General features: G+C 39.5%; 10 protein-coding genes. 1 reads left to right on the plus strand and 9 read right to left on the minus strand.

Translation table 11 applies throughout. The annotated features are described in order from the left end of the window. The 4 genes from bioA to G504_RS0105520 form a co-directional block, all read right to left on the minus strand. Complete coding sequence (gene bioA / locus G504_RS0105505) at nt 1–1,272, minus strand: adenosylmethionine--8-amino-7-oxononanoate transaminase (protein ID WP_019669149.1); 1,272 nt, start codon at nt 1,270–1,272, stop codon at nt 1–3. Nucleotides 1,273–1,336: 64 nt separating this feature from the next. Then, nucleotides 1,337–1,954: a dethiobiotin synthase gene (gene bioD, locus G504_RS0105510; protein WP_019669150.1), complete on the minus strand. Its 618-nt coding sequence runs from the start codon at nt 1,952–1,954 to the stop codon at nt 1,337–1,339. A 27-nt stretch (nt 1,955–1,981) separates the two neighbouring features. Then, nucleotides 1,982–2,335, minus strand: a complete 354-nt coding sequence (locus G504_RS18320; RefSeq protein ID WP_240473024.1) for a putative signal transducing protein — start codon at nt 2,333–2,335, stop codon at nt 1,982–1,984. 2 nt (nt 2,336–2,337) lie between these two features. Continuing rightward, entirely contained in the window at nt 2,338–3,504 is a 1,167-nt protein-coding gene (locus tag G504_RS0105520; protein WP_019669151.1) for an aminotransferase class I/II-fold pyridoxal phosphate-dependent enzyme, read from the minus strand. 60 nt (nt 3,505–3,564) lie between these two features. On the opposite strand from G504_RS0105520, the gene G504_RS0105525 reads away from it, so the two are divergent. Next, nucleotides 3,565–4,098 (plus strand): GNAT family N-acetyltransferase, encoded by a 534-nt coding sequence (locus G504_RS0105525; protein WP_019669152.1) that lies wholly within the window; start codon nt 3,565–3,567, stop codon nt 4,096–4,098. Between the two features lie 51 nt (nt 4,099–4,149). Here G504_RS0105525 and G504_RS0105530 read toward each other — a convergent pair whose 3' ends face one another. The 5 genes from G504_RS0105530 to glmS form a co-directional block, all read right to left on the minus strand. Then, complete coding sequence (locus G504_RS0105530; protein ID WP_019669153.1) at nt 4,150–4,428, minus strand: F0F1 ATP synthase subunit epsilon; 279 nt, start codon at nt 4,426–4,428, stop codon at nt 4,150–4,152. A 16-nt stretch (nt 4,429–4,444) separates the two neighbouring features. Further along, entirely contained in the window at nt 4,445–5,953 is a 1,509-nt protein-coding gene (gene atpD, locus G504_RS0105535) for a F0F1 ATP synthase subunit beta (RefSeq protein WP_019669154.1), read from the minus strand. 187 nt (nt 5,954–6,140) lie between these two features. Next, a complete protein-coding gene (locus tag G504_RS0105540; protein WP_019669155.1) occupies nt 6,141–7,670 on the minus strand; it encodes an SGNH/GDSL hydrolase family protein in 1,530 nt (509 codons plus the stop codon). 10 nt (nt 7,671–7,680) lie between these two features. After that, entirely contained in the window at nt 7,681–10,467 is a 2,787-nt protein-coding gene (locus tag G504_RS0105545) for a TonB-dependent receptor (RefSeq protein WP_019669156.1), read from the minus strand. A 207-nt stretch (nt 10,468–10,674) separates the two neighbouring features. Then, a complete protein-coding gene (gene glmS, locus G504_RS0105550) occupies nt 10,675–12,522 on the minus strand; it encodes a glutamine--fructose-6-phosphate transaminase (isomerizing) (RefSeq protein ID WP_019669157.1) in 1,848 nt (615 codons plus the stop codon). Between the last annotated feature and the right edge of the window lie 21 nt (nt 12,523–12,543).

Consider the following 12,543-nt stretch of genomic DNA (forward strand, 5'->3'; position numbering starts at 1 on the left):
TTAAACCACCTCATCCAATGCGCCTTCAATACTGTCATAAATCTTAGATAACTGTGAATCTGAAATTATATATGGAGCCAAAATATAAATTGTATTTCCCAAAGGTCTCAAAAATACACCATGCTCCATAAAAAAGTTAAACAGTCTGTTACGTAAGTTCCCATAGCGTTCCGTTTTAATATTCAAATCTAAAGCAAAGATTATTCCGCACTGACGAACTGCAGCCACCTTAGGGTGTTCCTTGATTCTCAATCCAAACTCTTTATGCGACTGTATAACTCGCCGAATATCACTTTGAATTTGTTCGGATTGCAGTAATTCCAGACCAGATAATGCAGCAACACATGCCAGTGGATTTGCTGTATAAGTATGTCCATGAAACAAACCTTTGGATATTTCATCACTGTAAAACGCATCAAAAACTTCCTGGGTGCAGGAAGTTACTGCTAAAGGAAGTAATCCGGCTGAAAGGGCTTTTGACAGGCATATGATATCGGGTTTTACACGAATATGATCTGAGGCAAAATTTTTTCCTGTCTTGCCAAATCCGGTCATGACCTCATCTGCAATAAGAAGGACCTGATGTTTCTTAAGAAATTCAAGAATCGTATTCAAGCCATCGGCATCGTGCATCTTCATCGCTGCTGCCCCCTGTACCAGTGGCTCATAGATAAATCCGGCTATATTGTTCAGTTCTAACTCTGAATTAAGTCGTTGTAAAATATAACCAATATTGTCTTTTGTAGGTGTTGGAATTCGTTCTACTTCAATAAAATAATCTTCAAAGGGACCATTATATACTGAAAGCCCGGAGACAGACATGGCTCCAAAAGTATCACCGTGAAAGCCTTCCTCAAACGCCAGAAGCACTTTTCGCTTGTTGCCCTTATTGAAATGATATTGCAGGGCCATTTTAATACCGACTTCCGTAGCTGTAGAACCATTGTCTGAAAAGAATATTTTCTGCTGCTCAGGTGGTAATATTTTTATTAATTCTTCTGATAACCTAATAGCAGGCTCATGGGTGAAACCGCTAAAAACTACCTGGTCCAGCACCTCCATCTGACGTTGTACTTTTTCCAGGATATATTCATTGCAATGCCCATACATTGAAGTATACCAGGATGCAATTCCATCTATGTATTCGCTTCCGTTCTCATCATAGAGAATAGCTCCTTTAGCCTTGATTATACCCATCATGTCAGGCTGAAGTTTATGCTGCGTCAGTGGGTGCCACAGATGCTTTTTATCTCTTTCCGTAAGGTCTTTCAATATTTCCGAATATAATTGTCAGCATCAATGTCCGACATTGGATTAGAATTTATTGCAATGGCTCTCATATATTCTGAAGCATTGGATAGAATTTAGTTGCGTATTGTTTAATTAAAGATTTGTCAAAGCCGGGTTCTTCATTTATCCTGCCAATTACCTTAACTTCGGTCTTTTTCAAAATAATGTCTTCAGTGCTATGATGTTCATTTCCACTGAATATAACAGCTACCTTAAACCCTTTTTGCTTCAGGCTTTCAATAGTCAACAGTGTATGGTTAATACTTCCTAAATAATGTCTTGATACAACGATAATCAGATAATTACTTTTAATGATATCCAAAATTGTATCCTTTTCGTTTAAAGGCACTAATAATCCCCCTGCTCCCTCGATTACCAGATGATTTGTGGTTTTAGGCTCTATAATTTGGTTAAGGTCGATCTCAATATTATCTATGTCCGCAGCAGCATGAGGGCTCATAGGAGTATTCAATTCGTAGCTGCTCTTGTGTATAACAGTTTTTTCATTGGAAACCAATTCAGCTACTTTATGACTATCTGAATTTGACAAGTCCCCGGCTTGCACAGGCTTCCAGTAATCCGCTTTCAGGGACTCTGTAATTATAGCCGCGGCAATTGTTTTACCAACATCGGTAGAGATCCCTGTTACAAATATTCTTTTCATATTGAAGGGCTTGTAATCATGTCGCAGTTAAGGCATTTGTACTTTTTTTTCGAAAAAAGGAAAAAGCTTATGAATAAAACTCTTTCTGCTGTAATAAACTTCAGATCTTTGGGCTTTGCAATTTGGGCAAGTAACCAGGTTACCTTTATTGTCTAGTGCATAACTTCTAATTTCATTATAGATATTTAAAGCCATTTCTTTATCCCTGGAATAAACCTGCAACTTAACTCCTCCAATAGCGTGGCTTATTAAAGGATCTGTATTGATTGTATTTTCGTCCTTCAAAAAGACAGGAATTCCCTCGGACTCCAGTTTTCCTTTAATTATTTGTACATCCGCAGCATACTCAAATGCACCAAGGGTATAAAATTCCTGATCCATAGCTAATTAATTTCTTGCGCCAATTGTTGTAATATAATACAAATATCCTTTTTTGAATTGAAGCTGTGTAAACAAAATCGCAATCGTTCCTCTCCTTCGGGCACGGTGGGAGAAAGAATTGGTCTAATATCAAATGAATTATTTTTAAAATTCTGTGCTACATCTTTTACTTCATTATTGCCTTTAATTATGCAGGAATGGATAGCTGAGCAACTGGGAATAAAAGAAGATGAAATCCCCAGACGTTCCTTCTCCTCATTAAAATATGCAATATTTTCATGAAGCAAATCTCTCTCTCTAAGTCCCTCGGGGCCCATCAAAAACTGATAAGCCGCCATTATAGTGGCCAGGGAGTGGGGCGGCAATCCGGTTGTATAAATAAAGCTTCTCGCAAAGTTTATCAAATATTTATTTAGGCCTTCACTTCCCAAAATTGCCGCACCATGGCACCCCAGGGCCTTTCCAAATGTTATAATTCTCGCAAAAATACCTTCCTGCAGATCCAATTCCGGCACAATTCCTCTGCCATTTGAACCAAATAAACCAACAGCATGGGCTTCATCAACAATGAGGTGGCATTTGTATTTCCTGCATAAATCCAAAATGGCCTTCAAATCCGGCGAATCTCCATCCATTGAAAAAACAGATTCCGTAACTATATAAATTTCGCTGTTCTTGTTCCTCTCGCCTTTATTAATCACCCGCAAAATTTGCGTGCACAAGTCTTCAGGATCGTTATGCCTAAACTTATAATTCCTGGCGTTACTCATTTTGATGCCATCTCTGATACTGGCATGAATATACTCGTCATATAGTATTATATCATCTCTTTGAGGTACAGATGAAAACAGTCCAATATTGGCATCATATCCGGAATTAAAAATTAATGCTGAATCTGCCTGATGGAATTCCATTAGAAAATTTTCCAATTCAGAAAATAAAATGCCATTTCCGGTAAGTAATCTGGATCCCGTGGCACCATTATTTAAGATTTCTCTGTCTGAAAGAAGCCCTATGGCATTTTCAAAAACAATCCGGTTATTAGCAATACCGAGGTAGTCGTTGGATGAAAAATCAATTCCCTGAACCTCTTTTGCTAAGCTCCTCAAGGCATTCATTTTCTCTCTATCCACTAATCTTTTATGCAATTTATCCGGTAAGTGCCTCATTTCACAAATGTAGTATTTCCTACTTTTAAATAGTATATTGAATCACAGAAACTCCAGGTAATGGCTATTGAAATTAAGCAGGTACAAAACAATTTGGAATTGAAACAAATTCTTGCTTTGCAGCGAGATAATCTTCCAAACGCATTGTTAAAGAAAGAAATGCAAAAGGAAGGTTTTGTAACTATAGCGCATACCTTTGATCTGCTAAATGATATGAATAAAGTATGCCCTCATATTATTGCCAAGGAAAATGACATGGTAGTAGGGTATGTCTTGTGTATGCATCCTAAATTTGGCAATAAAATAGATATTCTAAAACCTATGTTTAAGGAAATTGATGCTGTATTATCCGGGGATGAAAAATACATGGTAATGGGGCAGGTTTGTATTGATAAAGCATATCGAAAAATTGGGTTGTTCCATAAACTTTACAAGAAAATGCAGGATATTACTAAGCCAGATTTCAACTGTATTATTACCGAAGTGGATGCGTCAAACAAGCGGTCACTTAATGCACACCTGGCAATTGGTTTTGTAGAGCTCAAGATTTATAGCTCCTACGGACGTAAATGGCATTTGATAGCTCTCAAATAAAAAAGGGTCCATACAACCAGTATGAACCCTTTTTTATATTTTCTGAATATATTAATCGGCCAGAACTATTAATTTATTATCATTTAATTCTATTGTGCCACTATTAATATGAAGGATAGTTTTCCCATTTGAATCGTTGGTAAACCTATCTCTATATTCTTCATCGATCTGAATATCTCCCTGAATCTTAACTTCACCTTCCTGCAATATGGAAACTATTGGTGCATGGTTTGTAAGCATCTGAAATTCGCCATTTACGCCGGGCACAGTTACAGAAGTTACTTCTCCTGTAAATAAAACAGCTTCTGGTGATACGATTTCTAAGTACATAGTTTAAATATTATTTTTAAACTTCAGCCAACATTTTTTCACCGGCTTCAATTGCTTCTTCAATGGTTCCTTTAAGGTTAAAGGCAGATTCGGGTAAATGATCTAATTCTCCATCCATAATCATATTAAACCCTTTAATAGTCTCTTTAATATCAACTAATACTCCGGGTATTCCCGTAAATTGCTCAGCTACATGGAAAGGTTGCGATAAAAATCGCTGTACTCGTCTTGCCCTGCCAACTGCCAATTTATCTTCTTCTGAAAGTTCTTCCATTCCAAGTATGGCAATGATATCCTGTAATTCTTTATAATGCTGTAAAAGTTCCTTAACCCTTTGAGCACAAGCATAGTGATCATTACCTAAAATTTCAGGCGTAAGAATTCTGGAGGTAGAATCCAGAGGATCAACAGCCGGATAGATTCCAAGTTCCGCTATTTTCCTAGACAAAACCGTGGTAGCATCCAAGTGGGCAAATGTAGTCGCGGGCGCCGGGTCTGTTAAATCATCTGCTGGCACATATACTGCCTGCACCGAGGTAATAGAACCTCTTTTTGTTGATGTAATTCGTTCCTGCATTGTTCCCATTTCGGTGGCCAAAGTAGGCTGATATCCTACCGCTGAAGGCATCCTGCCCAAAAGTGCAGACACTTCTGAACCGGCTTGGGTAAAACGGAAAATATTATCAACAAAAAACAGTACATCCTTGCCTTGTCCATCTCCTGCACCATCCCTGAAATATTCTGCAATTGTTAGTCCGGAAAGCGCTACCCTTGCCCTGGCTCCGGGAGGTTCATTCATCTGTCCGAAAACAAATGTAGCTTTGGATTCTTTCATTACTTTCTTATCAACCTTAGACAAGTCCCATCCCCCTTCTTCCATCGAGTGCAAAAAGTCATCTCCGTATTTTATAATTCCAGATTCGAGCATCTCACGCAACAAATCATTACCTTCTCTTGTACGCTCACCAACACCGGCAAATACGGAAAGTCCGCCATGGCCCTTGGCTATATTATTAATCAACTCCTGAATCAGTACGGTTTTACCAACACCGGCTCCGCCAAATAATCCAATTTTACCTCCTTTAGCATATGGCTCAATAAGATCTATAACCTTTATTCCTGTAAAAAGAACTTCCGTAGAAGTAGATAATTCTTCAAATTTTGGAGCTTCTCTATGTATTGGAAGCCCGTTTTTACCAGACTTTGGCAAATCTCCCAGGCCATCAATGGCATCTCCAATTACATTGAACAAGCGTCCATAAATATCGTCCCCAATCGGCATTTGAATGGCATTACCCGTAGTTACAACTTCGGTTCCCCTGCTTAAACCATCAGTAGAATCCATGGCAATTGACTTAACTGTATTTTCTCCAATATGAGCTTGCACTTCTAAAACAAGAAGGGTGCCATCACTCCTGGTGATTTCCATAGAATCATATATTCTTGGCAGGTCTGCTCCGGATGGAAATTCAACATCAATAACCGGTCCAATTATCTGGGATACTCTACCTGTAACTTTAGCCATTATTCAAGTATTTTTATTTAAAATTTAAAGCGATTTAAAAGTAACTTAAATCAATATATAAATTGATTGTTTTTTCAGGCTGCAAAGATATGTTTTTCTAACTTAAATGGAAATTGTTTTACCTTATTTTAAAGGCAATAAAAAAGCGCCTCTTATAAAGCGCTTTTTTAAGTGAAATTTATTGTTCTTACTGCAAGGCAGGGGAATAATTTGTTGGATAGTTTCCCAGATCAACCAGATTTCCTGATGCTTCAAAATTTGAACCATAAGTAGCATCAATGGCTTTCATAAATTCATTGGCAATTAATGCATAGCCTCTGGCTGTAAAATGGACACCATCCAACGAAAATGCTCCGCCTGTAACTAAGTCGGAGGTTAACGTAAAATTACCGCTAGTAAGACCGCCATTTGTCAATTGGCCTAATAAGGCATCGGCATCTACAAAAGCAAGGCCTGCCGCACTTGCCGTACTCGAAATAGTGGCGTTAAAAGCTGTTGTGGCGTCGGTGATTTCCTTTTGTTCACTAGGCAAAAGCACCCATTTATCTTCCAATGGAATGGCTACCCCATTTACGGAAAGGGGATTGTTTGGATCTGCAAGGGTACCGATAAAATTCGAGGCTGGTAGCACGATCAAATCTTCTGCCGTAGCCTGTCGAATTTGAGGTAGCCCGGCAAATGCCGGATTAATAGCTCCCAAATCTGTTAAACTCTCATCTTCAATTACCACTGCATTAGTAGCACTTGCCTCAAAACTAATAAGCCTGGCATTTGCCTCTTCCTCAGTAAAAAGTCCGGTGCCTGCTAAAGCGGCTAAAGCAGCCTGTATTCCTCCGTTATAAGCTGCATAGGCCTGGTTTACAGCAGCTGCTGTCCCAGCATTCAGAGGTACCGGGTTATGTGGTACTGTAGTTAAATACGGTATGGTAGTCACATCGGGAATATTGGCCACAACACCTCCCGCACCGGAGGCGGTAAGTGTAGCTATCAAAGCTCCATAAGTTTGGTCAAAACCCACTCCCGGTGGTCCGGCTGAGGGAGTAATAGGGTCGGTTCCATCTCCGCCGGATATTGCATAACCCAGGACATCAAAATTTCCTATCCACAAGGAAAAGAATGATGGGCTTTGGGCTACTGCCAATTGCAAAACGCTGGCATCAGGGGTTGACCCCGTCATTCTAACAAAATAAGGATTGGCCAGTCCCAGCAATACATTCCCCAAATTACCATAACCCGGGGCCAGGAGATGAAAACTTTTTGCTCCGGGTACTCCCAAATTGCCGAACGGGCCTGTGGGATTGTTAAGAGCTATATCGGTAGTCACTGTCACAGGTCCTACCACAGATTCTAGTGGAACCGGGCCGGCTCCTCCAAAAACAAGTCTTGGATCAAACCCGGGAATCCGATTGCCTGCCAGGGCTAAACCACCAAGATTATCATTGGTCAGTGGTTGTGTAAAACTACCTCCGGCAACTAGTTCAAATTGTTGTGCTAATATATTGGGAAATGAAAAAGTCTGGCTTGCACTAAATAGGGCATTATCTGTAAATCCCGCTGTGAAAGAGCTTCCCAAAGCAACAAAGTTAGAAAAATCTGCAGATCCCGGAGCTACAGGAGGCAACTCTACTTCAGGTTCTGTCATTTCAAAATCTTCCTTATCATTGCAAGCCGAAAATCCTATAAGGCATGCCAATATCCAGATATATTTTATTTTCATATTCATTGTATTATAAAGTGTTAATTGACCAAGACACGTAGTATATGGAGCCTATAAAACCAGTACCAAAAGCAGTGAAATACTCTTTTCCAAGAATATTGTTACCTCCCACCTTAAAAGTTGATTTTATGCTCGGCACCCTATAATTAAACTGAGCATCAAGGACATGGAATTCCGGAACAACCCCGTTTCCAAAAGTAGCCTCCCAGAAATAGTCATCACTGAATCTGTACGCTATATTAAATCCGAAATTTTCAAAAAGATCAGTATTTCCAAAAGATGCTTTGAATTTGTGCTCCGGGGTGTTGAAATTAGACATAAAGTCGGGGTTTGCTTCCTGATCAAAGTCCTGCCTTGTAAAAGTATAGCTTCCTCCCAGATCATAATTTCCCAATATTTTAAGAGATAATCCCAATGATGCCCCATAAGAGCTGATATCCACATCAGAATTTGTATATGCGCCCCAGATTTGTCTGTCCCCATTCGCTATTGCTGCTACTGAAAGTGAACCATCGCCAACGGTACCATAATAAGGAGCGATAACAGTCTCCTGAGAAATGAAATCCTTATATCTGTTGTAATAGGTACTGAAATCTATAACTAAATTTTCTAGTTTCCCCCTATAGCCTATCTCAAAGGAAGTTACCTGTTCCGGCTTTACAAGCTCAGGATTGGCTATTCTCAAATCAGCGGGGTTGCCAGTTTCAGCAAAGGTAAGCACGGAACTTGAGGAATAGGAATTGTTATACGCAACTGCTCCTGTCTGGGTTATAGTAGACGGCTGGCCCAAATCCTGTCCGCTACCACTAACATCAAAGTCTCTGGAATACCTGCCCAGGTTATCCGGAGCAGAACCTATTAAAATTGCCCTTCCGGCATCTAAACCTATAAATAAATCCTGTGTTGTAGGATTCCTAAAACCGGTTTGTACTGAGGCCCTTACATTGTGCTCCCTATTAATCGTAAGTCCGGCAGATAATCTTGGTGAGAAGAACCCGTCAAAAAACTCTGATTTATCATATCGAATAGACCCTGTAAGTTTAAGGTTCATACTTTCATTGAATTCTAAATTCTTTTGGATCTGGGTATAGATACCAAATTCAGAATAATTTATTGGGGCATCAAAGTCGGTGTAAATGGTCCCGGAAGAATTTAAACTGTATTGTCTGAAAGAACCTCCAACCTGAATATCGGCAAAATCAATTAAATGGCTAAAATTGTAATTTGCATCGGAATGATAGTATTTGGATGCATCCTTAAATTGGGAACCTGAATTAAGATCAGGATTCTTAATTACATTATCGAAAGCATTCTGAAATTCCGGTGAACCGGGAAGAAAACGACCAGATTCTGCCTGTTCTCTGGCTGCAGCATGCGCTTGTGCATCCGTAGCTCCTCCTAAGGTAGCCTGAACGTAGGTTCCTGTATATTCTCCAAACCATGTCTGGTCATCCTTCCATCTTCTATTAATATTAATCCCCGTAAAAACCATGTCATAGGAATCCCCGGCTTTATCTGCAACCAAATATCCCCTCAGGAAAAAATTGTCATTCCTGATTTCTAATTTATGTTGTTCCTGAAAAAAGCCATTAATATTGTAGCGGTTGGTTCCCTGGTAAATCGTTGAACCTGTGCCCACTTTGCCTACATAGGATAATTCAAGACTATTTCCATCTATTGGCCTGTAAAACAAACCCCAATCCGCTTTGATACTTTCAGCATTATAGTTGGTAAGGTCTCTTTCATTGTATCCTGTTCTACTTACATCCACTGCCGGAACCAGTGCATTGGCTCCATCGGGAAGTATACCAAGGCCCTCCAGGGTAACCGCTACACTTTTAATATTTGCTGAAACCTCGTCTCCGTATACGTTTATTCCATCATAATCCAGATCTGCCCTGGTGCGGGTTGGGTCAAACTTATCCACTTCGCTGGTTGCAGCCCAATCTGTTCCTTTCAGGTAGCCAAAGTTGACCTTGGCTGCAAATTTATCCGAGAACTTATACGCTGCCCTTATACCAAAATCTGTATAACTATTGTCCCCGGCAGCTTCCTGAGAGGTAATCCCCTGCTTTACAGAAACACTAATTCCCTGGTAATCAAAAGGACTTTTACTACGCATAAATAGTATCCCATTAAAGGCATTTGCACCATATAAAGCGGAAGACGCTCCCGGCAACAATTCAACACTTTGTACATCAGGTTCAATTAAACCAACTAAGTTGCCGATTGGAAAGTTCAGAGCAGGGGTTGAATTATCCATCCCATCCACCAACTGCATAAAACGTGTATTGGCAAAGGTGGCAAAACCACGTGTATTAATCGATTTAAAAGTTAAACTGTTCGTATTTATATCAACTCCTTTTAAATTTTCCAAACCGCCATAAAAATCTGCTGCAGTTGTATTTTTTATTGCCTCTAGGCCCAGGCGTTCTACAGTAACGGGGGATTCAAATATCCGTTCCGGTGTTCTGGAAGCCGAGATCACTACTTCGTCTAAAAACGTTTGTGCCTCGCCAAGGATAACAGAAATGGTCTGATTGTTCGTGGTAACCTCCGCAGTTGCCTCGGAATACCCAATACTCGTTATCCTTAATTGAAAGGGGGGTACTTCAGAAGTTTCCAGAACAAAATTACCATCAAAATCGGAGGTTGTTCCTATGGCTTTCCCAACTATAACAACATTGGCGCCGGGAACGGGTTGTCCATTTTCATCCGCTACATTGCCATTCACGATTGTCTGTGAATAAGCTCCCATACCCAACATCAGTAGGGAAAAAAGAAAGATTCTTCTCATGTTAATTTTGAGTTAAATTAGTATAAGTCCAAGATACAGATTTTTTTAAATTGAAAATATATAAACTAAAAAAACTATCTGTAAATAGTAGTAATTTAGCAATATAAGCCTGCTTTTAATGGTAAATTCATAATTTCAATAAAAAAGGCGACCATAAAAATGGTCGCCTTCCTTCAAGGAATTTTTGTGCTTTAATTCGCTATTCTACTATTCCACCGTGACCGATTTAGCCAAATTACGAGGTTGATCTACATTACACCCTCTCATAACAGCAATATGATATGATAGTAGTTGCAGTGGTATCGTTGTTAAAAGCGGGGTGAGACTTTCAATAGTTTCAGGGACCTCGATTACATGGTCTGCCAGTTCTTTTACCTGATCATCACCTTCAGTAACAATCGCAATAATTCTTCCCTTTCGGGATTTTATTTCCTGAATGTTACTAACTACTTTTTCATAATGTCCTTTGTTGGTAGCAATGACAATAACCGGCATTTGTTCATCAATAAGAGCAATAGGGCCGTGCTTCATCTCGGCCGCAGGGTATCCCTCCGCATGAATATAACTGATTTCTTTAAGTTTTAATGCTCCCTCCAATGCTACAGGAAAATTATATCCCCTTCCAAGATACAGGCAGTTTTCCGAGTCTTTATATTCATTTGCAATTATTTCAACCAATGGATTAGATTGAAGTGCTTTTTCCACTTTCCCCGGGATATTCTCCAGCTCAGAAAGGAATTCAAGGAACCCGGATTCCGAAAATTTACCTTTTTCTTTTGCCAGTTTTAGAGCAATTAGGGTTAATACGGTAATCTGAGTTGTAAATGCCTTTGTTGAAGCCACGCCTATTTCGGGTCCCGCATGGGTATATGCTCCGGCATGAGTCTCCCTTGCTATAGAAGATCCTACAACATTACATACTCCAAATACGTATGCTCCATTCTCTTTGGCCAGTTTAATCGCCGCCAGTGTATCGGCAGTTTCACCGGATTGTGAGATGGCAATAACCACATCTTTTTCTGTAATTACAGGGTTTCTATATCTAAATTCTGAGGCATATTCCACCTCCACAGGTATTCTGGCCAAATCTTCAAAAATATACTCTGCTACCAAACCAGCATGCCATGATGTTCCGCATGCTACAATAATGATCCTGTCGGCATTGAGAAACTTTTCAAGGTTCTGATCAATTCCGGCCATTCGTATTATTCCCTGGTCTGCAAGTAATCTTCCTCTGTAAGTATCTTTAATGGCGCTTGGTTGTTCATAAATTTCTTTTAACATAAAATGATCATACATCCCCTTTTCAATTTCTTCCAGGTTAAATTGAAGCTCCTGCACTAAAGGATACGCTATTGCATCATTCTTTATTTTTCGAAGTTTTATTTCTTTCCCAAGGCGCACAATGGCCATTTCCTGATCTTCCAGATAAACGGCATTATTGGTAAATTCTATAAACGGTGATGCATCTGAAGCAATAAAAAACTCATCTTCACCAATCCCTATTGCCAATGGGCTGCCTAGTTTGGCAACAACAATTTCATCTGGCTTCTGTACATCAAATACAGCAATTGCATAAGCCCCGACAACCTGATTTAAAGCAATCTGAACGGCCTTACCTAATAAAACCTTTTCCTTTTTCTTTACTTCTTCAATAAGATTTACTAAAACCTCGGTATCCGTTTCCGATTCGAAGGTATAACCTCTCTTGGTTAATTCCTGCTTAATCGATTCATAATTTTCAATAATCCCATTATGAATGATTATGAGATTTCCAGAATTTGAATAATGAGGATGTGAGTTCACATCATTTGGGATTCCATGAGTCGCCCATCTAGTATGTCCGATACCAACCTTCCCATTTAGTGGTATGCTGTTCTTTGATCTATCCTTCAGATCTTTAACCTTGCCCTTTGTTTTGGCCAGATTAATCTTATTTCCATCATATAAGGCAATTCCCGCACTATCATAACCGCGGTATTCAAGTCTTTGCAAGCCCTTCATAATAATGGGATAAGCATCCCTATATCCTATATATCCTACTATTCCACACATTTTAATTCTATTGACTGATTA

The organism is Eudoraea adriatica DSM 19308, assembly GCF_000382125.1.
Taxonomy (GTDB): Bacteria; Bacteroidota; Bacteroidia; order Flavobacteriales; family Flavobacteriaceae; genus Eudoraea; species Eudoraea adriatica.